This is a genomic window from Rhodothermales bacterium, assembly GCA_017643395.1.
Lineage (GTDB): Bacteria > Bacteroidota > Rhodothermia > Rhodothermales > UBA10348 > JABDJZ01.
In genome coordinates this window covers 471,694-492,898 of the sequence record JAEPNP010000003.1, presented here as the reverse complement: position 1 = coordinate 492,898, position 21,205 = coordinate 471,694, and the positions used below count along the sequence as shown (strand labels likewise).

23 protein-coding genes are annotated in these 21,205 nt (G+C 64.3%); 17 read left to right on the top strand and 6 right to left on the bottom strand.

All coding sequences use genetic code 11. The annotated features are described in order from the left end of the window. A partial coding sequence (locus JJ896_12695; protein MBO6780505.1) for a hypothetical protein occupies positions 1–1,424 on the bottom strand: 1,424 nt, incomplete at its 3' end. A 58-nt stretch (positions 1,425–1,482) separates the two neighbouring features. On the opposite strand from JJ896_12695, the gene JJ896_12690 reads away from it, so the two are divergent. Continuing rightward, positions 1,483–2,076 (top strand): TlpA family protein disulfide reductase, encoded by a 594-nt coding sequence (locus JJ896_12690; GenBank protein ID MBO6780504.1) that lies wholly within the window; start codon positions 1,483–1,485, stop codon positions 2,074–2,076. 16 nt (positions 2,077–2,092) lie between these two features. Here JJ896_12690 and JJ896_12685 read toward each other — a convergent pair whose 3' ends face one another. After that, on the bottom strand, positions 2,093–2,461 hold the full coding sequence (locus tag JJ896_12685; GenBank protein MBO6780503.1) for a cupin domain-containing protein: 369 nt from the start codon (positions 2,459–2,461) through the stop codon (positions 2,093–2,095). 100 nt (positions 2,462–2,561) lie between these two features. On the opposite strand from JJ896_12685, the gene JJ896_12680 reads away from it, so the two are divergent. The 10 genes from JJ896_12680 to lysA all read left to right on the top strand — a co-directional run bounded on the left by JJ896_12680 (position 2,562) and on the right by lysA (position 13,562). Next, positions 2,562–2,924: a hypothetical protein gene (locus JJ896_12680; protein ID MBO6780502.1), complete on the top strand. Its 363-nt coding sequence runs from the start codon at positions 2,562–2,564 to the stop codon at positions 2,922–2,924. Beyond that, positions 2,924–3,952 carry a Rieske 2Fe-2S domain-containing protein gene (locus JJ896_12675; protein MBO6780501.1) on the top strand — a complete coding sequence of 343 codons (1,029 nt, stop codon included), beginning with the start codon at positions 2,924–2,926 and terminating at the stop codon, positions 3,950–3,952. Before JJ896_12680 ends, JJ896_12675 begins: the two co-directional genes overlap by 1 nt. Then, positions 3,945–4,655 (top strand): hypothetical protein, encoded by a 711-nt coding sequence (locus JJ896_12670; protein ID MBO6780500.1) that lies wholly within the window; start codon positions 3,945–3,947, stop codon positions 4,653–4,655. Before JJ896_12675 ends, JJ896_12670 begins: the two co-directional genes overlap by 8 nt. A gap of 3 nt (positions 4,656–4,658) precedes the next feature. Next, positions 4,659–5,447, top strand: a complete 789-nt coding sequence (locus tag JJ896_12665; protein MBO6780499.1) for a GNAT family N-acetyltransferase — start codon at positions 4,659–4,661, stop codon at positions 5,445–5,447. Further along, complete coding sequence (locus JJ896_12660) at positions 5,435–6,214, top strand: 1-acyl-sn-glycerol-3-phosphate acyltransferase (protein ID MBO6780498.1); 780 nt, start codon at positions 5,435–5,437, stop codon at positions 6,212–6,214. Before JJ896_12665 ends, JJ896_12660 begins: the two co-directional genes overlap by 13 nt. Continuing rightward, entirely contained in the window at positions 6,211–6,732 is a 522-nt protein-coding gene (locus JJ896_12655) for a hypothetical protein (GenBank protein MBO6780497.1), read from the top strand. The genes JJ896_12660 and JJ896_12655 overlap by 4 nt, the downstream gene beginning before the upstream one ends. 39 nt (positions 6,733–6,771) lie before the next feature. Continuing rightward, entirely contained in the window at positions 6,772–9,336 is a 2,565-nt protein-coding gene (locus JJ896_12650) for an alpha/beta fold hydrolase (protein ID MBO6780496.1), read from the top strand. Positions 9,337–9,437: 101 nt separating this feature from the next. Then, complete coding sequence (locus JJ896_12645; protein ID MBO6780495.1) at positions 9,438–10,082, top strand: ABC transporter permease; 645 nt, start codon at positions 9,438–9,440, stop codon at positions 10,080–10,082. A gap of 67 nt (positions 10,083–10,149) precedes the next feature. After that, positions 10,150–12,336 (top strand): amino acid permease, encoded by a 2,187-nt coding sequence (locus JJ896_12640; GenBank protein ID MBO6780494.1) that lies wholly within the window; start codon positions 10,150–10,152, stop codon positions 12,334–12,336. Between the two features lie 2 nt (positions 12,337–12,338). Then, positions 12,339–13,562, top strand: a complete 1,224-nt coding sequence (lysA, locus tag JJ896_12635; GenBank protein MBO6780493.1) for a diaminopimelate decarboxylase — start codon at positions 12,339–12,341, stop codon at positions 13,560–13,562. A 12-nt stretch (positions 13,563–13,574) separates the two neighbouring features. Here the strand turns inward: lysA and JJ896_12630 are convergent, their stop codons facing one another. After that, positions 13,575–14,252 (bottom strand): fumarylacetoacetate hydrolase family protein, encoded by a 678-nt coding sequence (locus tag JJ896_12630; protein MBO6780492.1) that lies wholly within the window; start codon positions 14,250–14,252, stop codon positions 13,575–13,577. Between the two features lie 107 nt (positions 14,253–14,359). Between JJ896_12630 and rplU the strand changes: the two genes are divergently transcribed. Both rplU and rpmA read left to right on the top strand, forming a co-directional pair. Further along, the gene (gene rplU, locus JJ896_12625) at positions 14,360–15,130 is read left to right on the top strand and encodes a 50S ribosomal protein L21 (GenBank protein ID MBO6780491.1); all 771 of its coding nucleotides are present in this window, start codon (positions 14,360–14,362) and stop codon (positions 15,128–15,130) included. Positions 15,131–15,155: 25 nt separating this feature from the next. Beyond that, entirely contained in the window at positions 15,156–15,410 is a 255-nt protein-coding gene (gene rpmA, locus JJ896_12620) for a 50S ribosomal protein L27 (protein MBO6780490.1), read from the top strand. 85 nt (positions 15,411–15,495) lie between these two features. Here the strand turns inward: rpmA and JJ896_12615 are convergent, their stop codons facing one another. The 3 genes from JJ896_12615 to JJ896_12605 are packed head-to-tail and all read right to left on the bottom strand — an operon-like array spanning position 15,496 to position 18,087. Continuing rightward, positions 15,496–16,095 carry an HAD-IA family hydrolase gene (locus tag JJ896_12615; GenBank protein MBO6780489.1) on the bottom strand — a complete coding sequence of 200 codons (600 nt, stop codon included), beginning with the start codon at positions 16,093–16,095 and terminating at the stop codon, positions 15,496–15,498. Then, a complete protein-coding gene (locus JJ896_12610) occupies positions 16,071–17,135 on the bottom strand; it encodes an ATP-grasp domain-containing protein (GenBank protein MBO6780488.1) in 1,065 nt (354 codons plus the stop codon). The genes JJ896_12615 and JJ896_12610 overlap by 25 nt, the downstream gene beginning before the upstream one ends. A 1-nt stretch (position 17,136) precedes the next feature. Then, positions 17,137–18,087, bottom strand: coding sequence for a Gfo/Idh/MocA family oxidoreductase (locus JJ896_12605; protein ID MBO6780487.1), 951 nt, complete (start codon positions 18,085–18,087; stop codon positions 17,137–17,139). Between the two features lie 294 nt (positions 18,088–18,381). On the opposite strand from JJ896_12605, the gene flgF reads away from it, so the two are divergent. The 4 genes from flgF to JJ896_12585 are packed head-to-tail and all read left to right on the top strand — an operon-like array spanning position 18,382 to position 21,204. Then, positions 18,382–19,104, top strand: a complete 723-nt coding sequence (gene flgF, locus JJ896_12600) for a flagellar basal-body rod protein FlgF (GenBank protein MBO6780486.1) — start codon at positions 18,382–18,384, stop codon at positions 19,102–19,104. A 27-nt stretch (positions 19,105–19,131) separates the two neighbouring features. After that, entirely contained in the window at positions 19,132–19,920 is a 789-nt protein-coding gene (flgG, locus tag JJ896_12595; protein MBO6780485.1) for a flagellar basal-body rod protein FlgG, read from the top strand. After that, positions 19,921–20,604, top strand: coding sequence for a flagellar basal body P-ring formation protein FlgA (gene flgA, locus JJ896_12590; GenBank protein ID MBO6780484.1), 684 nt, complete (start codon positions 19,921–19,923; stop codon positions 20,602–20,604). It abuts the gene before it with no gap. Positions 20,605–20,616: 12 nt separating this feature from the next. Beyond that, the gene (locus JJ896_12585; GenBank protein ID MBO6780483.1) at positions 20,617–21,204 is read left to right on the top strand and encodes a flagellar basal body L-ring protein FlgH; all 588 of its coding nucleotides are present in this window, start codon (positions 20,617–20,619) and stop codon (positions 21,202–21,204) included. The last annotated feature ends 1 nt before the right edge of the window (position 21,205 follow it).

The following is a 21,205-nucleotide window of genomic DNA, read 5'->3' as shown; positions in this document are numbered from 1 at the left end:
GCTCTTGAACTGGCGCGGTGACAGAAAGAGCAGTCCGTAGACGCAGTAGGCTCCGACGACCGCAAGGCTGGCCCGCGCTCGGCGTCCTGCAACACCTGATTCACCAGACCCATGATGCGGGACTGGCCGAAGGATTCGGCCAGTCCCGGGCTGCGGTAGGGGTCGATGCGCTCGCCGCGGTCGGTCTCCAGCAGGACCGTGGGATACACGGTATCGGGCAGGCCGGCGAATGTCGGATACACGGCTATCGGCCACGTGTCGATGCCGGCGAACCCGGTGACCAGCGCGGCGCCGACCAGGAAGTGGCCGACCCGGTCGGACAGCCCCCCGGCAGCGACGGCTGTCGCAGCACGCCCTCCATCGCCCATCCAGTGGGCCGGCGCAAACGCTACCAGGCAGACGGCCAGCGACCAGAAGCTGATGCCCGCGACGAGGAAGGTCAGCCCGTGGAAGGCCAGTGCTCCGAGCACAAACAGACCACGAGCCCGCCGCCAGGCGAGGGCGATCACGAATCCAAGCTCAAAAACCAGCACCGCGGTCCCGGAGGCCGCGGCCAGCCAGCCCGAGTCAAACCGCACGCCGACTACCGCATCGATCCGATACCACTGCGCGTGCAGCATGGTGGCAAGAGCTGACCCGTCAAGCCATGACGGCCCGGCCACAACCCACTTCCAGAATCCCGGGAAGAAGTAGATCAGACCGATCAGCAGCCAGATCCATGGCAGAACGCGGCCGCGTCCTTCCGCGCGCTGGACCGACCAGACCTGCCACGACGGCCCGGCAGCCAGCACCGATGCGAACCACAACAGGTGGTGATAGTGGTTGATCTTGCCGAAGAATTGTGGCACTCCCAGACTAACGACACCTGCCGCCACACACAGCCAGGCGGCCAGACGCGGCCGGATCCCGACCGCTGCGGCAAGGGCAGCACCTATGGTCAGCCACGCCAGGATCTGGGCGAGAACGGGGCCCGGAAGAGGCAGCCAGGACAGCCCGGGCGGGGCCATTTCCAGGCCCGGCGGGAGCGCCGCAAAGCGTGCGATTTCTGCCGGGTCGGTGTAGGCGGCGACGGCCAGAAAGACGACGATTCGGGTTGCGGCAAGCACCCTGGGCGGATCGGATTCCCTCCACAACGCCTGGAGTCTCGCCGGATACGGCGACCAGGCCAGCACGGCGCCTACCGCCGCGAGACCGGCCAGGAACCGGAGGCCGGCCGGCATGGCGACGGCCTGGAAGTAGGCCAGGTCGCGCACGGCCGGGTCCAGAGACGCATGCAGGGCCAACAACCCGGGCGCCCGTTCCAGTGCCGGGCCGAGCCACCGGGCAACCAGCCCATCGCCCGTGAACCACCAGGCCACGGCACCCACCAGCGACAGCAGAACTGCTGCGGCGCCGGTGCGTCGCATGAGGGTCTCGGCGGTCATGCCGGGAGTATAGGTGCCGCGCGTAACACGGGGGCCTGGGAGAACACCAAATCCGGCGATGGAGAAGCGCGAGAAACAGCCCTGGTGGAAAAATGGCTGGCTATGGGGCCTGCTCGTCATTGGTGTGCTTCACCTGACCGGCATGGCGGTGCACGTGCAGGCAGGCATGCAGCGTGTCCTCCTTGAAACCGGGCTGTTTCACCCGGACATCCGCCCTTCGGAGGAGCGAGCGGCCGCACCGACCGGCCTGGTGGTGCGCACCGCGGATGGACAGGCTCACCGGCTCGAGGACTTTGAGGGCCAGGTGCGGTTCATCAACTTCTGGGCCACGTGGTGTGCGCCGTGCCTTGCCGAAATGCCGGCGATTTCGCGGCTGCACCGCGACTACGGCGAGCGCGTGCGTTTCCTGATGGTTAACCTGGACGAGGATCCGGGCGTGGCCCGGGAGTATCTGGAACGCAGCGACTTCGGCCTGGAGTTGGTCAGGCCAATCGGGCCGATCCCACAGGGCCTGAGCACGGGCCTGATTCCGACTACAGTGGTAGTCGACCGGGAGGGCCGGATTGCGGTGCACGAGGGCGGCATGGCCGACTATGACTCGCGCCGATTCCGAACAGGCCTGGACAAACTGCTGGAGGAGGCGGGTCCCTGATGGAGCCGCGCCGCTGTCAACCGTCTCTCAGGTACTTGTCAGTCCCGTCCAGCCAGTCCTGCCGCGGCGGAGTGAACACGTCCACATCCAGCGTGTCCTCCAGGGCGAGCGCCTCATGCGGCACGTGGGACGGAAGATGAAGCACATCGCCCGCATGCACGTCCACCGTTCGGGGGTTGTCACCGCCGATGGTGAAGCGCAGCACGCCCTTCAGGATGTAGGTGACCTGCTCATTGTGGTGGGAATGCATGGGCACGACGGCGCCCTTCTTCAGGAATACCTGGGCGATCATCACGTCATCTCCAGTGATGAGTTTGCGACCCAGAAGCGGATTCAGCGCTTCCTCTTCAATGTCGTCCCAGCTGTACAGGGTGGCGTCGGCCATGGCTCTAGAGTTCAGGTGGCGCCGCATGATCGGTCATACTCGGGTAATTGCCCAGCACCCCGGCCCCGGTTAGCTTGCCATCCCCCCAACCGATCTGTTCATGCCTGAACCACTGGCCGTCTGGATCTGGCGTCTGTTCGCCCTCTATGTGGCGGTCGGCGTTCTCGTTGCGATTTGGCGACAGTTCCGCGGTGTGGACCCGGAGGATCCAGACGTGCGGGCGGGATCGTGGGGGTTTCGGGTCCTCATTACGCCCGGGCTCGTCGCTCTGTGGCCGCTCGTGATCCGTTCGGCGCGGCCGGCTCCTCCGCACACCGCGCACGATGAGCCCATCGGACGGCCTGCCCCGCCGAGGCGAGTTCACCTTGTGGCCGTGATCGTGATGATACTGGTGTCGCTCGCAGCCCTGGCGGCCGGCTGGACGTCCAGACCGGACGCGGCACAGACCGAGGTGGTCGACTGATGGGTCACGCGTATCAGGCCGTCGGCTGGAACCGGCAGAAGCGGATATACGACACGGTGCTGCTCGCGGGCCTGGCGCTGTATCTGGCCGCGTTCGTGGCCGGCACGTTTGTGCTGTTTCCGGATGCGACCGTCGAAACTGCGCTCATACGCGCATTCGGCTCCGCAGCGTTCGTGCTGCTGCACGTGGTGCTGATCATCGGGCCGCTGCATCGGCTGTTTCCGGGCACTGCCCCCCTGCTCTACAATCGGCGGCACCTCGGCGTGACCATGTTCGTCATGGCGCTGGCTCACGCGGTGTTGAGCACCGTTCAGTTTCACGTGCTAGGGCCTCTGAATCCCGTGGTCTCCATCCTCACGGACGGAGGTGGCCCGGTAGAGGGCACCGTGCCGTTCCAGGCGTTCGGGCTTCTCGCGCTTGTCGTACTCTTTCTCATGGCGGCGACCAGTCACGACTTCTGGCTCTCGCGCCTGTCGGCCGTGACCTGGAAGCGACTGCACCAGGGCGTCTACGTCGCCTATGCAGCCCTGATTGCCCATGTGGCGTTCGGCATCCTTCACCAGCCAAACGGGTCCGTGTGGGGTGGCATCGTGCTGGCCGGCCTGACGCTGGTCGGCGGAACGCACATCGCGGCGGCGGTACGGGATCGTCGCCAGAGGCCCGCCTCTCACGCGGAAACCGACTGGATACCTGTCTGCGCGGCCGTGGACATTCCCGACGGCCGCGCCTGCAGCGTGGAGGTTGCCGGCGAGTCGGTGGCCGTGTTTCGTAGCGGCCGCCAGGTAACAGCACTGTCGGGGGTGTGTCGTCATCAAGGCGGCCCGCTTTGGGAGGGGCGTGTCATCAACGGCTGCGCCGTGTGCCCCTGGCATGGCTATGAGTATGACGTGCAGACCGGCTGTGCACCCGACCCCTTTACCGAACGCCTGCCGGTTTTCCGAGTGGCCGTGCGAAAGGGCCATGTCTACCTGGATCCGACGCCACTTCCGCCCGGCACTTCCGTAGAGCCTGCCACGATCGATGGATGATCCGTTTTACATAGGCTATCAGGAACGTTCCCCCGAGCCGCACCGGCGCATGGTGCGACGATTCGTGCCCGTCACCGGGATTCTCCTGGTCATTTGCCTGGCACTCCTGGTGCAGGCCCAGGCGTTTGATGAATCCCGCTTTGAGTTCGGTAACACCTCCGAAGTTCAAGGCCGCTTCGGCACCCATCCGGTGCCGCATCTCAGAATGGCGGACGGATCTGTCGTCACTCTGGTCGGAAGTGGCAAGGCGGGAGCGCAGGTGGATGCACTCCCGGGCTCGAATGTGCAGGCCTCCGGCTTCCGCATTGTTCGCGGTGCGCATGTGATGCTGGAGTTGGGCTCCGAGGCCACACAGGTCTCCGAGACCATCGACCCCATGCCCGTGCCCGTGCAGGGGGGGCCGGTGCGCATGGTCGGCGAAATCGTCGGCGCGAAGTGTTTCCTGGGCGTGATGAATCCGGCGCACGGCACGGTGCACCGTGCCTGTGCCCGGCACTGCATCCTGGGCGGCGTGCCTGCCATGTTCCAGCCCGAGCCGCTGGGTGGAGCCGAGCGCGAGCCGGTATTCCTGACAGGCCTCGAACGCGAGGAGGCCGTGCGGTTGGCCGCCCGACGCATCGAACTGCGCGGCACCACCTGGCGTCTTCCGGGCCTGGAGTGGATCGAGGTCGATGACGCCCAGCTGTACCGGCCGGACACCTGAGCCATGTCGGCCGTTCCTGATTTTGCGCTTCCCGCACCGCACAGGCTCCCGGTGCTGACTTCGTCCAGCAGCCGCTACGCGCTGGAGTTTGCGGCTACACCCGAAGACCTCGATCAGACCTTTTTGCTGCGCTACCGGGTGTTCAATCTGGAGCTGGAGGAAGGCCTGGAGGCCTCGCATGAGACCGGTCGTGACGTGGACCGATTCGATGCGCACTGTCATCACCTGCTGGTGCGGGACCGGGCTTCCGGTGCCGTCGTGGGTACCTACCGGCTGCAGACCGGGGACATGGCTGCTGCCGGATGCGGCTTCTATTCAGCGTCTGAGTTCGAACTCGGTGCCATGCCGGCTGATGTGCTCGCGGCCTCGGCTGAGATAGGCCGCGCATGCATCGCCCGGGAGCACCGCAACCTGCGTGTGCTGTATCTGCTGTGGCAGGGTCTGGGGCAGTATCTGGCGTTCAATCAACTGCGCTACCTGTTCGGTTGCTGCTCGCTCACCAGCCAGGACCCACACGAGGCAACGCGCGTCTTCGAACGCCTCAGGCGGCAGGATGGCCTGCATCGTGCCTTCCTGATCCCCGCGCTGGAAAGCCACCGATGCCTGCTGGATCATCCCGAACCCGGAGGCGACCACATTCCCCGTCTCATGAGCGCGTACCTCTCCCTGGGAGCGCGCATCTGTTCGGAACCCGCCATCGATCGCGAATTCCGCACTGTGGATTATCTGGCGCTCTTTGACCTCGAGGCGCTGGAGCCGGCGAGACTGGCCTTCTTTACGTGTCCGTCCTAGCGCCGCTGCGCGGTGGCCTCCGGCTGCTCTTTATCCTCACCGTCATGAGCCTGCTGGCCGCGGTGCTGGCCGTCACCGGACTGGCCCTTATCGCATTCCCGGCCTCGTCCCGCCGCGCCCGGGCCGCCCTGGTCACGGCCTCGGCACGCGCCGTGCTGCGGCCGCTGGGCGTTCGGCTCCATGTCGACGGGCCTGCGCCGGACCCTCCGTTCATGCTGGTCTGCAACCACCTCGGCTACATGGACATCCTGGTGCTCCGCGCTGCTACCGGGACCGAGTTCATCTCGAAGGCCGAAATCGCGCGATGGCCTGTGATCGGAGGGCTGGCCCGGCTTACCGGCACGCTTTTTCTGGATCGCAGTAACAAACGAGAGCTCATGCGCATCAATACCCTGGTTGCCGATGTACTTGCCCGGCAGCGAGGACTCACCGTGTTTCCGGAGGGCACTTCGACCGCCGGGGCCCAGGTTGAGCGATTTCACTCAGGGCTTCTGGCGTATCCTTCCGTGACCGGTTTTCCGGTCCACGCGGCCACGCTGCGGTATACCACTCCCCCTGGAATCGACACGGCCCACACCGTCTGCTGGTGGGGTTCGATGACCTTTCTGGATCATCTGTATCACCTGCTCAGCATCCCCCACTTCGACGCCTGGTTGTCCTTCGACCCGAATCCTGTGCAGGCAGAAAACCGTAAGGCGCTGACTGCACGACTTCACGAACGGGTCAGTGCGGCCTTCGAACCCATCCACGGCGCCCCGACCGAATGAGTACTGTCACGCTTGTTGCGCACAACGTGGCCTATCTGCGCCAGGCTCTTCTCCTGTTGGAGGACCTGGACGATGCGGCCTTCATCGAGACGCGCCCTCCGTTCTTCCGGAGCGGAGTTGGTGAGCACCTGCGCCACATTCTCGAGCACTATCAGTGTTTTGTGCAGGGCCTGCCGTCAGGCGCCATCGACTATGATGGTCGACGGAGAGACGAACGGATATCGGGTAGCACGGAGTACGCTCGCAGTGTGGTGCTCGCTCTGGTGGAGGCCATGGAGGCCCTGTCCGGTCACGACTGCGAAGTCCGCGTCCGGCTGGACGGCTCTTCCCACGGTTCGGACAGTGATCCGTGGTCCCGCAGCACCGCGCGCCGCGAACTGCAGTATCTGCAGGCACACACGGTGCACCACTACGCCCTGATTGCATTCATCCTCCGGTTGCAGGGACGCGAGCCTTCGCCGGACTTCGGAGTGGCCCCGTCCACGCTGCGCCACCGCAGTATGGCGACAAAAGACTGATCGCTTCCTGTGCCTGACCGCGGCACCGGAAGAGGTGCCTTGCTCCGCTGGCTAGTCGCCGGTTACCTGCTGGCTCTGGTAGCCTCGGGGATTGTTCGGTTCCTTTCGGACCCCCCGTCCCTGAGACCCTATCAGACAGCGGTCCATCTCCCACCTGTGGAGGGCGACACCCACGTTGAGGGCGATACGGTTCGTTTGGCCTACGCGGATCAGACTGGTGACGGCCCGACCATCGTGCTCCTGCACGGCAGTCCGGTTGCCTCGAGCTCCATGATGGACATGCATGAGGCGCTGGGTGAGCGTGGATACAGAGTCCTGACCCCCGACCTGCCTGGATTCGAGCGATCCACGCAGGAGATCCCGGACTACTCCGTACGTGCGCATGGTCGTTACCTGCTGAGTTGGCTGGACAGCCTCGACGTGCCGACCGCGCACGTCGTGGCCTACAGCATGGCAGGCGGAGTCGCGCTGGAAGGGTATCGCATGCAGCCCGAGCGGTTCTCCTCGGTGGTGATGCTGTCCGCGATCGGCGTGCAGGAGTTGGAATTGACGGGCACCTACCTGCTGAACCACGCCATCCACGGGCTACAGCTCTCCGCCCTGTGGCTGCTGCGGGAAGCCACACCTCATTTCGGCTGGCTGGACGATGCGATTCTCGGCGTTCCATACGCCCGGAATTTCTATGAGACCGATCAACGGCCCCTTCGCGGCATCCTGAAGGCGTTTGAGCCCTCCATGCTCATCATTCACGGCCGGGACGATCCGCTGGTACCCTATGCGGCAGCCGTGGAGCACTACCGCCTGGTGCCCCAGAGTGAGCTGTCCACCTTCAGCGACGCGGGCCACAGCTTCCCGTTCGCCCTGCCGGACACCACGGCCGCCCTGGTGGCCTCATTCGTTGACCGGGTGGAGTCGGGGCAGACCCTGCGGCGGGAGGCGGCCGATTCCGCCCGAGTGCGGGCAGCCGCTCGACCCTTCGATCCGGACTCGGTGCCTCCGCCGGGAGGATTCACCCTGTTCGTGCTCATGTCCCTGGTCGCAGTCGCCACACTCGGCAGCGAAGACCTCGCAACCATCGGAGCCGGACTGATGGCCGCCCGCGGCACGCTGACATTTCTCCAGGCTTTTCTGGCCGCGCTGGCGGGCATCGTGATCGGAGACGTCGGCCTGTACGCGCTCGGCCGATGGGCTGGTCGTCCTCTGATTTCGCGGCGACCCTTTCGATGGTTTGTCTCCGAGGAGCGTCTTCGGGTCGGTGAGAAGTGGTTCGACGAGCGTGGCATTCGGGCCGTACTGGTCTCGCGCTTCATTCCCGGCACCCGCTTGCCCACCTATCTGGCGGCGGGCGTGCTGAAGGCACCCTTCGGCCGCTTTTTGGGCTATTTCCTGCTTGCCGCCCTGCTCTGGACACCGGCGCTGGTGGCGCTGTCCATGTGGCTCGGCCAGGGGGTGCTACAGTACTACGAACGCTTTGAGGCCTACGCCCTGTGGGTGCTGTTCGGCCTTGTGGTCACGCTCATCGTCGCGACCCGACTGATCCCGCTCATGGCCACCCACGAGGGTCGCCGCCGCCTGGTCGGTGCGTGGAAAGGCACCGTGCAGTGGGAATTCTGGCCGCCCTGGGCCTTCTACCCACCGGTGGTGCTTTGGTGCATGGGGCTGGCCGTGCGTTTTCGCCACCCGCTCGCGTTTACAGCGGCAAACCCGGGCATTCCGCACGGGGGTCTCGTGGGCGAATCCAAGGCCGACATACTGGACCTCATACCCGGCGAGTACGTCGCCGACTATGCCCGCATCCCTGCCCGTGTTCGCCCCCCGGAGGGACTGCGGCTGGTACAGGCGTTCATGGCGCGGCGAGCAGTGCACTACCCGCTTGTCCTCAAGCCCGATGTCGGCGAGCGCGGCCGAGGCGTCTCGATAGCCCACTCGGACGAGGACGTGCTGCGCTATTTTGCGCGCCCGGCCCGGGCATCGATTGTGCAGCGCTACGTGCCGGGCCGCGAGTTCGGGGTGTTTTGGTACCGGGACCCGGACAGTGAGGAGGGCGTCGTGTTTTCCGTCACGGACAAACGATTCCCGGAGGTCGTCGGCAACGGACGCGACATGCTGCACCGGCTGATTGTGGACGATGATCGCGCTATCGCCATGCTGAACGTGTATGAACGCGCGAATGCCGAGCGCCTGGATTATGTGCCCGAGGACGGAGAGCGGATCCGACTGGTCGAACTGGGCACCCACTGCCGGGGAGCCGTTTTCCTCGACGGCCGGCACCTCATCACCCCTGCCCTCACGGAATCCATGACACATATCTCGGAACGCATCGACGGCTTCCACTTTGGACGCTTCGACCTGCGTGTGCCGTCGGAGGAGGACCTGGCGGCGGGAACCGGATTGCAGATCATCGAACTGAACGGCGTGACGAGCGAGGCCACCCACATCTATCAACCCGGCACATCGATCTTTGGCGCCTGGGCCACCCTGTTCAGACAGTGGTCCGTCGCGTACCGCATCGGACGGAAGAACATGCGGGCTGGCACCCGACCCACCGGTCTGTTGGACTTCGCGCGCATGCTGCGCGATCACCTGAGGAGGGTGCTGGTCTGAGTGGGCTGATCCGACAGCTCGAACAGGTGGGGCGTTTCGCGGGCTTTCTCGCGCGCGCCGGACGCAGTATCGGTGATACCTGGCGCTATCGGCGTCTGATCATGCATCAGGCCGTTCGGGTCGGGTTCGAGGCGCTGCCGGTTGTCATGCTCGCCAGCGCTTTCGCAGGAATCGTGACCACCGTGCAGACGGCGTACCAGCTGCAAAATGTGATCCTGAGTGAGGACACGGTCGGTGCCGTCGTGGTCCCGACGCTCATGCTGGAGATGTGCGCCCTGGTGCCTGGCCTTGTGATGGCGTCGCGGGTGGGCGCATCGATAGCCGCAGAGCTCGGCACCATGAAGGTCACCGACCAGATCGACGCCCTTGAGGCCATGGGCATCAATTCGCTGGGATACCTGGTCATACCCCGTGTGCTGGGTGCGGTGCTGATGTTTCCGGCGCTGTATGTGGCCTCAACCCTGGTGGCCGTGATCGCTGGCGGGGCGGCCGGCTCGCTACTCGACTATCTCCCGTTTGAGGCGTACATCCGGGGCGCACGGACATATTTCCTTCCCTTCGACGCATTCTACGGGATGACCAAATCCCTGGCGTTCGGCGTGGTCATCACCTGCATTGCCTGTTGGAAGGGCTTCTCCACGACGGGTGGAGCAGACGGCGTGGGCAGAAGTGCCACCGAGGCTGTGGTGACGTCGTGCGTCAATATTCTGATCGTGGACTACATCCTGGCCGAACTGCTACTGTAAGCCAGGCCGTGGCCTGCCGCGGTTTTCATCGCCCCTCCTGCGACGACTTCCGTATCATCGCCGCGCGATGACCCAGCCCCCAGGACCCACCGCAACAGCGAGTCAGCCTGCCGGACTCGGCACATTCGCCGGAGTCTTTACGCCGTCGATCCTGACGATCCTCGGCGTCATCATGTACCTGCGTTTTGGCTGGGTGGTAGGCAACGTGGGACTGGGCGGCACCCTGCTCATCGTCACCCTGGCCACGTCGATCACGTTTCTGACGGCGCTTTCCATCTCGTCGATCGCAACTGCCCAGGACGTGAAAGGCGGCGGGGCCTACTTCATGATTTCCCGCTCGCTCGGTATCGAGGCCGGCGGGGCGGTCGGCATCCCGCTGTATTTCGCACAGGCCCTGTCGGTGGCGCTGTACACGATCGGTTTTGCAGAGAGTGTGGCGTCCGTGTTTCCGCAGGTGGACGCGCGCTTTGCCGCGCTGGTGACCACGGTGGCGGTGGCGCTGGTAGCCCTGACCTCGGCCCGGTTTGCCATGCGCATCCAGTACGGCATCATGCTGGCCATTGCGCTCTCGCTGCTTTCGCTGGTCCTAGGAGACTCTGTCGAGACCCAGGCGTCGGTGCCGTCGCAGGCCTTCGAACCGGCCGGGTTCTGGACGGTGTTCGCCGTGTTTTTTCCGGCGGTGACCGGCATCATGGCCGGCGTCAACATGTCGGGTGACCTGGCCGAGCCCAGAAAGGCGATACCCACCGGCACCCTCGCTGCCGTCGGCACGGGGTACGTCATCTACATGTCCCTGCCCGTGCTGCTGAACGCGTGGGCCACACCGGAACAGTTGGTGGCCGACCCCATGATCATGACGCGCATGGCCCGCTTCGGCGAATTCATCCTGCTGGGGATCTGGGGCGCTACCCTTTCGAGCGCGGTCGGCAGCATTCTCGGGGCGCCCCGTGTACTGCAGGCCCTGGCTCGGGACGGCGCACTCCCCCGCGCGTTTTCGTTTCTCGGCTCGGGGTCCGGACCGGACGATGAGCCCCGCATCGGCACCGCCGTCACACTGGGTGTGGCCATCATCACGGTGATGCTGGGCAACCTCAATGCGGTCGCCCCGGTGCTGTCCATGTTCTTCCTGGCTACCTACGGCGTGCTGAACGTGACGGCCGGACTGGAGCGGTTCCTCGGAAACCCGTCGTTCCGGCCCGAACTTCGCATCCATTGGTTCTGGTCTGCCGTGGGTGCCGCCGGGTGTGTGGCCGTCATGTTTCTGATCAACGGGGCAGCCACGGTCGCTGCCCTCGTGATTGTCGGCGGCATCTACATCTGGCTGGAACGCCAGGAGCTGAAATCTGCCTGGGGAGACGTGCGGCTGGGCCTGTGGCTTAGCCTTACCCGGGCCGGCCTGCTCAGGCTGCGCCAACCCGCCGATGCCAAGAACTGGCGCCCGCATTTCCTGGTGCTGTCGGGCGCGCCCACCAAACGCTGGCACCTCGTCGAGTTTGCCGCGGCCATATCGCACAACCGGGGTCTGCTGACGGTAGCCTCGGTGCTACCTCCCGACATGGAGGTCGACCGGGTGGACCGACTGGAGAGCACCATCCGTGAGTACATGGACCGCCAGGGCGTGCCCGGTTTTGTGCGCGTGCTGCCGGCAGAATCGCCGTTCCAGGGGTCCAGGCAGCTTTTGCAGACCTACGGCCTGGGTGCCCTGGTGCCCAACACTGTGGTGATCGGCGCCACAGGAGACCTGGAGCGGCTGGACGACTACGCCAAGTTGATTCGCCTGCTGCACGAGTCGCGCCGCAACACGCTGATCGTGCGTTATGACGACGAACAGGAATTCGGCCAGCAGCGCCGTATCGACCTCTGGTGGAGCGGCCTGAAGGGTAACGGCGGCCTCATGATCACGCTGGCCTACATGCTCCGCACGTCGCTGCCATGGCGCGGCTCGGTTGTTACGGTCAAAATGGTCGTGCCCAACGAGGATGCGGCCGCAGGTGCTCGCAGAAATCTGTCGGATCTGCTGGCTTCCTCGCGGACCGGTGTCCTGCACGAAGTCATCGTTTCGGAAGGCCGTGCATTCCCCGATATTCTGCGCAACTCGTCGGAAGACGCGGACATCGTATTTCTTGGCCTGAAGCCTCCGGACGAGGACTTTGCCCGGTACTACCGGGACGTGCAGCGCAACACACGCGGCCTGCCAACCACGGTGTTCGTCAGGGCCGCAGAAGACATCCCCTTTGAAGAGGTCATCCTGTAGCAATGCACAAACCTCCCCCCTTTCCGGAAATCCTGACCAGAATCGCCCGAACCTGCGATACGCCGACCTATGTGTACTTCGAGCGGTCGATTCGCAAACAGATCGAGCGTCTGCACACGGCGCTCCAAGCGGCCCCCAGTCGCTTGCTGTATGCGATGAAGGCCAACGGGCATCCGCGGGTCCTGAAGATGTTTCTGGATCAGGGTGTGGGAATCGATGCCGTCTCGCCCGGCGAATTGCTTCTTGCCCTTCGGGTGGGATTCCCACCCGGCGAGGTCCTGTTTTCTGCCAACAACATGACCGATGCGGAAATGCACTTCGCGCAGGCGCAGGGGGTGCTCCTGAACATCGGGGAGTTGTCCCGGCTTCAGCGCTTTGGTCAGGCGTTTCCCGGCTGCGAGGTATGCGTGCGCATCAACCCGCTGATTGGTGCGGGCCATCATGATCATGTGATTACCGCGGGTTCGCTGTCCAAATTTGGAATACCCGTGGACCAACTGCCGGCCGTTCGTGAGGTGGTCCGGCAGCACGACTTGCAGCTGGTCGGGCTGCATCAACACATCGGCAGCGGCATCCCCGATATCGACACGCTCTGGTCGGCCGTGCAGGTCATGCTGGACGCCGCCCGCGAGTTCGCAGGCCTGCGTTTCGTCAATCTCGGCGGCGGACTGGGCGTGCCGTATCGCGCGTCCGAGAAGCCGCTGGACCTGTCGCGGTTCGGCGAGCGGTTTGGCGATTCCCTGCGCTCGTTCCATCGGGAAACCGGAGCCGAAGTCTGGTTTGAGCCGGGACGGTACTTCGTGGCCGAGGCGGGGGCTCTGGTCGTGTCCGCGACGACCATCAAGGACAACGGCGACCGATGCTTTGTGGGCGTGGACTCGGGCATGAGTCATCTCGTGCGGCCCGTCATGTACAACAGCTACCACGAGATCGTCAATCTCAGCAACCCGAACGGCCCGCTGCGCACCTACGACGTGGTCGGCAACATCTGCGAGACCGGCGATACGTTCGCGCGCCAGCGCGAGGTGGCCGAAATCCGCGAGGGAGACGCGCTGGCCATTCTTGACGTGGGTGCCTACGGATACGTGATGGCCTCGGAATACAACCTCAGGCCACGTCCGGCGGAGGTCTGGGTGCCCGAGGACAACCCGACTCGGTTCGAGGTGATCACTGAACGCCAAACGCCCGCCGACATGGTGGCCGGCATCCTGCAGCGAAGCCTGTAGGGTCCGGTCGGTTCAGGCAGGCACCGAACGGACCGAGACCTGCAGTTCCGGCAAACCGTCAATGCGGGCGATGAGCACATCGCCCGGATGCACCGGCCCGACCCCCTCCGGGGTCCCGGTAAACAGCAGGTCTCCGGGCTCCAGGGTGAAGATGCGCGAGCTGTACGCGAGCAGTTGGGGCACACCGAAGATCATGTCCGAGGTGGTGCCGTCCTGAACCGTCTTGCCATTGATCTCGAGGGTGATTCTCCTGCGGCTGGTTTCGCCGGGAGGAGCCATGGTCCCGACAGGCGCAAACGAGTCGTAGCCTTTGGCGACGGACCATGGGTGGCCTGCCTGCTTGGCGCGTGCCTGTACGTCGCGCGCGGTCATGTCGAGTCCAACGGCAAGCCCGGCGATGGCCTCGCGGGCCTGCTGCTCGGTCGCGTGCTTCAGTGGAGATCCCACCAATACCACCATTTCTACCTCGTGATGGACGGATCCAAGCCCTTCCGGGACGTCTACGGTGGAGCCGGACGCCGTCAACGACGTTGCAGGCTTCAGAAACACCAGGGGCGATTCCGGAACCGGACTGTTCATCTCTGCGGCGTGTTTCGCGTAGTTGCGACCAATGCAGAGCACTTTTCCGACCGGGACGCGACCTGCTCGAGGCAGTGTCACCCACCGGGCCTTGTTGATTTCGAGGGCCATTTGGCTGTATACTTGTCGGCTAGGCCAATTTACGGCCTACAGCACAGCGTTTTGCATTTCACTCTCGCGTCGGTAGCCAATCCGGCGCCCCAAAGCAGAGGTTACATATGTACGCGATCGTAGAAATTTCCGGGAAGCAGTACAAGGTCCGGGAGAACGATCGACTCTTTGTCCCCCGTCTTCAGGACGCCCCCGAATCCAAGGTCTCGTTTGACCGAGTCCTGCTCGTCTCCAACGACGACTCGGTCTCCGTGGGAACGCCGGTTGTAGACGGCGCCTCGGTGGAGGCCACGGTCGTAGAGCACGTCAAGGCCGACAAGGTGCTCGTCTTCAAGAAGAAGCGCCGCAAGCGCTACAAGGTGAAGCGGGGGCATCGCCAGCCGTACACGCAGATTCTGGTGGAGAAACTGGCTCTGGACGGTAGCGGGAAGAAGAAGTCGGCTTCGAAAGCCAAGGCCGCACCGAAAGCCGAAGCCAAGGTAGAGGCGCCCAAGGCGGAAGCCCCGGCGGTCGAAGCACCCAAGGCGGAAGCACCCAAGGCAGCAGCGCCGAAAGCCGAGGCCCCGAAGGCCGAAGCTCCGAAGGCGGCGGCCCCCAAGAAGTCCACGGCCAAGAAGGCCAAGGCAGATGACCTGACCAAAATCGAAGGTATCGGCCCCAAGACTTCGAAGGTGTTCAAGGAAGCGGGTATCGACTCGTTCGCCAAGCTGGCCGATGCTTCGGTAGACCACCTCAAGGAGGTGCTGACCGAGGCCGGACCCAGCATGGCGCGCCTGATTCCGGACACGTGGCCCCAGCAGGCCAAACTGGCAGCGGCCGGTGACTGGGACGCCCTGCAGAAGCTTCAGGATGAACTGGACGGCGGCCGCCCCGGCTGACCTCCCAAACCGAAAGGAAACCGATATGGCACATAAGAAAGGAATGGGGTCGACCAAGAATGGTCGCGACTCCAACCCCAAGATGCTCGGCGTGAAGGCCTACGGCGGTGAGTTCGTCCAGGCCGGCTCCATCATCGTGCGACAGCGCGGTACCAAGTTCCACCCGGGCACCAACGTCGGCCGTGGTGGAGACGACACACTGTTCGCCACGTCGTCCGGCACAGTGCGCTTTGCACGAGGTCGAAACGACCGCAAGTTCGTGCACGTGGACCCCTCGTAGGTCCCCGAGTCACGCATTCAGACGGCCGTTGCTCACTCGGGCAGCGGCCGTTTTTTTGTTTCATTGGGCTGGCTTGCCTGCAGCGTCAGGCCGCCATGCGCAACGTAGTGTGCCCGGGGCGCGGGGCCCGAATGAAAATCCCGATTCCGGCCAACTGGGCCGCCTGCTCGTCCGTGTCGGCATCGCCGATAAACACGGTTGCTCGCGGTGATGCCACGTAGAGCTGACACGCCCTGATCAGTCCGTCCGGAGACGGCTTGCTGCGGGCCACGTCCTCTTTGCCGATCACCCGCACGTCAAGGCCGGCGAAAATCGGGTGCTTGAGGATGCGCTGAACGCCCGACTTGGTATTGTTGGTCACGATGGCGGTAGGCTCGCCTGCGCGATCCCGCAACATGGTGACGAGCTCGGTTGAGACGGCCGCACCCTGAAAGCCGGCGATTTCGGCCTCTGCCACAACGCGACACAAGGAAAGGAAGGCTCCCTCGCCGTGCGTGGAGCGGACCCGCCTCAGATTCTGATCCAGTCCCCTGCCCTCGTCCCAGGGCCAGTCCCGTGCTCCACACAGACCGGCCAGTCGGCGCTTGAGGTCATTCCAGTCTGTGCGCAACGAGGCAATGGTGCCGTCGAAATCGGCCAGAACCAGTGGTGCGTGTTCAATTACGCGGCGCGACGCTGAATCCATGGGGCTCCCTTGAACAGGTGGGGTTTTCGATCGACGCCACGCACCCAGTACAGGTCGGGTTCACAGGCGTTGAACGGTTCGAGGCCGTCCACGCGCTCGCCAAAGGCAAGCCGGACGTAGTAGTATGGCATGTTCGATCCTGCCGCCGCAAAGAAATTGCTGGTGGTGAAGAACCGGCCGGTGTTGATTTCAGTGACCGACGGGGTGCCGTCGTCATCCTCCTTTAGGTCCACACAGTAGATCCCGTGGGGCTTGGGGCTGACGGCCCGAACGGCCGCCGAGGCGATCTCATTGACGTCATCGCGATGCACGGTGCGCGCGATGCTCGGACTGGAGGACTGACCGGACGGCATCAGGTTGCCCATCAGGTATTCGGTACGCTCACGCGCCATTGAGGTTAACAGCTCGCCGTCGTACCAGACGCTCTGAAATGCAAACTCGGCCCCCGGCAGGAACGTGCTGAGCATGAAATCCGTGGTTGCCGAAGCGCGATTCGCCGCCCAGTAGCGCACCCAGTTGAACGCCTGCTCCCCGGTGGTCACCGGGAGGGCAGCTCGGGATCCGGCGCCTCGAATGGCACGGACCCAGACTTTTCCGGAGCGCCCCATGAGTGTGCGAACGCTGTCCTCGAAATCGAGGTGGGCATGTACCCGAATGGAACGCGGCGCCGGCACTCCGGCCGCGGCCAGCATGCGGTTGCAGTGCATCTTGTCCTGACAGGCCACCACGTCTGCGTGCTCGGGCAGAAAGAGCAGACCCGGGAAGTGGTCCCGATGCTCCGACAGCCACCCGACCTCGGAATCAGGCTGGGGATGAATCAGGCTGACCCGCTCCATGGCCACGATGGCCAGCAAGGCTTCTTCATAGCCGGGGTCATCGCAGCGGGGCACGACGTACGAAGCGTCGGAGTCGGTGCAGGCCAGGTGGAACGTATTGGTATCCGTTCCGACGATGTAGAACGGCTCCGGCGCCATGCGGAGGGAAGCGATGAAATTGCGTGCGGCGTTTCCGCCGGCCCCCGTCACGAGGATTCTGCGCATATCAGGCGGCGCGCTGCAGGCGCGTGTGTTTGAATCCGGTGGCCCGAACGGCCACCTCCAGAGCTCGAATGCCGTCTCGGGCCGACACGGGGGCGGGGAGACCGAAGCGCACGGCATGCGTGAATGCTTTCAGCTCCGCCTTGAGCGGCTCTTCGACGAGTACGGGCAGGTCCTCCACGGAATACCCGCCGCCAAGGGCGTTGCGGGAGAAGGCCTGCACGGTCTTGTTGATCAGGTCTGCGCGATACAGGCGGTCCTGTGTGACCACCTGCACCTCACGGGACTTGTAGGGGGTCACCCAGTTGGCCGTCAGCTGGACGGCAATGCCCCCGGAAAGGCGCAGCAGCATGGAAGCACAGTCCTCGTGCTCCAGCGGCATGGCGGAGGTCACAGCAAATACCTCATCGGTCGGCCGTCCCGTCAGGAAGAACGCGAGGTCGATGTCGTGCACGGCAAGGTCGATGATGACCCCTGCATCCTTGATGCGAGGAGGTCGGGGACCCACCCTCATCACATTGATGGCCAGGATTTCGTCCGCCTCGACCTTGGTACTCAGTGTGCGGATGGCCGGATTGAAGCGCTCGATGTGTCCGACCATGAGCAGCCGGTCATTGATGCGCGCGGCGTCCATCATATCGGTCGCATCGCGCAGGGAGCCCGCGATGGGCTTCTCCACGAGCACGTGAATTCCCGCCTCCATGGCGCGGATGGCCACCTCTGCGTGGCGTGATGTCGGTACGGCGATGCTGACGGCATCGACCCCGGAACTGAGCAGTTCCTCAATGGAGCCGAAGGCGCGAACACCCTGGGCCGTGGCGACGGCCGCCGCCTGGTAGACGTCGACGTCGAAGACTCCGACCAGGTCCGTTTCGTCCATCTCCCGGTAGACACGGGCGTGATGGCGCCCCATAGCGCCGGCGCCGATGACTGCTGTTCGGATGACCTCGTTCATGGTGTCCTGGGAGTGGTTTGGAAGGTGCCCCACCAGGGGGCGTCAGTGATGGGGTTTTCCCGTCACCCTCCCGCACCATGCACGGGCTGTGCCAATTGCCGACGTGCCCGAAAGGCCCCGAATTGGCCGGGTCCGGCCCGCCGAACGGCCGGCAAACCCGCGGAAAATGTGCCTTTGGCTTGGAAAAAGGTGCCCGGAAATCCCTTCCTGAAGCGCCTATACGAGCCCTGCTAGCCGGTGCGGTGCTTGGCAAGCGGTTTGCGAAGTCGCATGCACGGACATCAAAGCCCCGCCATGCTTCTTCGACTTCGCAACTCTGTCGCCTCCATGACCGCCATGTCGCGGGCCCAGGAGCGGACCGCAAACAACCTGGCCAATGCCGGCACCATCGGGTTCAAGCGGAATCGCGCTTTCGTGGAAGTGCTCAACGAGCACATCGACTCTGATGGCGGACCGCACTCCAACCGTGCCATCCACGAGTACGTCGACTTCAGCGGCGGCCGCATGGAGCACACCGGCAACCGTTTTGATTTGGCCATCGACGGCGAAGGCTTTTTCGTGCTGTCGGACGCAGAAGGGGGCCAGAACCGCTATACCCGTGCCGGCCGATTCTCACTCGATGCCGACGGCATGTTGCGTTCTCCCACCGGCCTGCAGGTCGAAGGTGAAGACGGGCCGATCCAGATCCCGATGGACGCCGGAGACGTCGAGGTAAAATCAGACGGCACCATTGCCGTCGATGGGCAGCAGGTAGGTCGGGTCTCTGTCGTCACGTTCGAAGATCTCACCGTGCTCGAGCGCATGTCCGGCTCCGAATTCAAGGTGACCGAAGAGACCGAGCCTGTTGAGGCCGAAGTCAGCCTGCGACAGGGCTATGTCGAACTCTCGAATGCCGAGCCGCTCGAGGCCATGACAGGAATGATCAAACATCTTCGGGTTTTCGAAATGCAGCAGCGCATGCTCCGCTCTACCGACGAAAACCTCTCCCAGTCCATCCGGCAACTCGGCCGCTTCTAAACCACCCGCCACCAACCCAGAGAAACCATGCTTCGCGCCCTGTACACCGCCGCTCTCGGCATGAGTGCCCAGCAGCAAGGCGTAGACAACATTGCGAACAACCTGGCCAACGCCAATACAACCGGTTTCAAGCGGACCAACCTGGTCTTCCAGGATCTGCTCTATGAGAACGTGCAATCGGCGGGCATCGAGGAAGGTGTCGACCCGGCGTCGACCTCTTCGCTGCAGATCGGCCAGGGTGCCGCCGCCATCGCGTCGGTCAAGAGTTTCGTGCAGGGCAGCCTGAACGACACCGGCAACGCGCTGGACCTCGCCATGAACGGCGACGGCTTCCTGCAGGTCAAGCGGCCGGACGGCAGCATTGCCTACACACGTGACGGCACGCTCACCATGAATGCGGACGGGCTCATCGTCACGCAGTCGGGCCTGGTGCTCGAGCCGGAAATTCAGGTTCCGCCGGAGGTGGCCGAACTGCGCATCGCCCAGGACGGACAGGTCTTTGTCCGGCTGCAGAACGAACCCAACGGATTCGAGCTCGGACAGATCGAACTGGCGCGCTTTACCAATCCGGCCGGACTGAACCCGATCGGAGGCAACCTATACGAGCAGACCGACACCAGTGGCGAGCCCTTCATCGGCACGCCGGGTCAGGACGGGCTCGGCACCATCATGCAGGGCTACCTCGAAGCCTCCAACGTGGATGTGGTGCAGGAGATGGTCAACCTGATCACGGCGCAGCGCGCCTACGAGATCAATTCCAAGATGGTCACCACCTCGGAGCAGATGCTCCAGATCGCCAATCAACTGAAATCGTAGGTGTCCCGGCTCGCGCTCATACTGCTTCTGACCGCTGCCCCGGCAGCTGCGCAGGTCTCCTCCGATCAGGTGGAGACCGCCATGCTGTACGCCATTGCCGCCCGCATCCCGGACGTATCCAGCCGCATCCAGGTGGCAGTGGTACGGTTCGCGGGAAGCGACGCGACAGGCACCGTCTCGGTCTCTCTGCCGGAGCGGCCTCTCGTGCCTCGCGGGCGTGTGCAGGTACCCGTTTCGGTGGACGGATCGCGCGTGGGCAGTGCTCTCTTGCACGTGGCCCACTTCGATTCCGTGGCCATCTATCCGGAGTCGGCTTTTTCGGGCGACATGGTTCAGGCAGAGCTCTTGCGCTTCGTCTGGATGGACGTGACGCGATTCTCTGGCGAGCCGCTCACCCGAACCGCGCTGGCGGCCTACGATGGGCAGGAGCTCATCGCCCGAACCGCCATTCGTCCCGACCGCGCGCTGCGCCGGAACGACATCGGTCCCCGACCCGCCGCAGACACCGGGGACCCCGTGCGCATGACCTATCGCCGCGGCGCTTTTGTCCTGGAGCTTGCCTGTCGCGCCCGAGATCGGGGCCGTGTCGGCGACACCATCCGCGTCTACGCTGACGACTCCGACACCGTGTACCGGGCCCGGCTGACGGCTCCCGGGCGTGCGGAGTGGATCGAAACCCTGTAACCCATGCCTGCCATGTCCCGCTTTTCCCTGATCGCCGTGTTGCTTCTGTCGGCGGCTCCCCTGTCGGCGCAGTCGCTGTACTCCGACTTCCGTGCCCGCAACGCGGGAGACATCATCACCATCGTGCTGGTGGAGAAAACGTCTGCCCAGCGCGCTTCTAAATGGCAGAACGCAGCCTCCAACGGCGTCGATGCTTCCAGTGGCGTCGCCGGTGCGAGCAATATCAGCGGTCGGTTCGGGATGGATGCCCGCTTTTCCAAGGACGCGCAATCCCGGAACAGCTCGGTTCAGCGCGATCTGCTGACGGGCACAATGACCGCGACGATTGTGGAACGTGACCAATCGGGCAATCTGATGCTCGAGGGCTCTCGCTCGCTGAATGTGAACGGCGAAACCCACGTCATGAAGGTGACCGGGTTCGTGCGGCCGGTAGACATCCGCACCAACAACTCGGTGCTCTCCTACAACATTGCCAATGCGCAGATCGAGTACAAACGTCAGGGCGGCCTGACCAGGGGGCTGTTCAAGCCCGGAAAGATCGCGCGATTTGGTGCCATTGCCCTGCTCGGCGCGGCTGTCGCGCTGGGCGCCTCACAGTAGC

Coding starts and splice junctions, on each gene's coding strand:
- JJ896_12690 (MBO6780504.1), top strand. CDS start 1,483: ATGGAGAAGCGCGAGAAACAGCCCTGGTGGAAAAATGGCTGGCTATGG.
- JJ896_12685 (MBO6780503.1), bottom strand. CDS start 2,461: ATGGCCGACGCCACCCTGTACAGCTGGGACGACATTGAAGAGGAAGCG.
- JJ896_12680 (MBO6780502.1), top strand. CDS start 2,562: ATGCCTGAACCACTGGCCGTCTGGATCTGGCGTCTGTTCGCCCTCTAT.
- JJ896_12675 (MBO6780501.1), top strand. CDS start 2,924: ATGGGTCACGCGTATCAGGCCGTCGGCTGGAACCGGCAGAAGCGGATA.
- JJ896_12670 (MBO6780500.1), top strand. CDS start 3,945: ATGGATGATCCGTTTTACATAGGCTATCAGGAACGTTCCCCCGAGCCG.
- JJ896_12665 (MBO6780499.1), top strand. CDS start 4,659: ATGTCGGCCGTTCCTGATTTTGCGCTTCCCGCACCGCACAGGCTCCCG.
- JJ896_12655 (MBO6780497.1), top strand. CDS start 6,211: ATGAGTACTGTCACGCTTGTTGCGCACAACGTGGCCTATCTGCGCCAG.
- JJ896_12645 (MBO6780495.1), top strand. CDS start 9,438: ATGCATCAGGCCGTTCGGGTCGGGTTCGAGGCGCTGCCGGTTGTCATG.
- JJ896_12640 (MBO6780494.1), top strand. CDS start 10,150: ATGACCCAGCCCCCAGGACCCACCGCAACAGCGAGTCAGCCTGCCGGA.
- lysA (MBO6780493.1), top strand. CDS start 12,339: ATGCACAAACCTCCCCCCTTTCCGGAAATCCTGACCAGAATCGCCCGA.
- JJ896_12630 (MBO6780492.1), bottom strand. CDS start 14,252: ATGGCCCTCGAAATCAACAAGGCCCGGTGGGTGACACTGCCTCGAGCA.
- rplU (MBO6780491.1), top strand. CDS start 14,360: ATGTACGCGATCGTAGAAATTTCCGGGAAGCAGTACAAGGTCCGGGAG.
- rpmA (MBO6780490.1), top strand. CDS start 15,156: ATGGCACATAAGAAAGGAATGGGGTCGACCAAGAATGGTCGCGACTCC.
- JJ896_12615 (MBO6780489.1), bottom strand. CDS start 16,095: ATGGATTCAGCGTCGCGCCGCGTAATTGAACACGCACCACTGGTTCTG.
- JJ896_12610 (MBO6780488.1), bottom strand. CDS start 17,135: ATGCGCAGAATCCTCGTGACGGGGGCCGGCGGAAACGCCGCACGCAAT.
- JJ896_12605 (MBO6780487.1), bottom strand. CDS start 18,087: ATGAACGAGGTCATCCGAACAGCAGTCATCGGCGCCGGCGCTATGGGG.
- flgF (MBO6780486.1), top strand. CDS start 18,382: ATGCTTCTTCGACTTCGCAACTCTGTCGCCTCCATGACCGCCATGTCG.
- flgG (MBO6780485.1), top strand. CDS start 19,132: ATGCTTCGCGCCCTGTACACCGCCGCTCTCGGCATGAGTGCCCAGCAG.
- JJ896_12585 (MBO6780483.1), top strand. CDS start 20,617: ATGTCCCGCTTTTCCCTGATCGCCGTGTTGCTTCTGTCGGCGGCTCCC.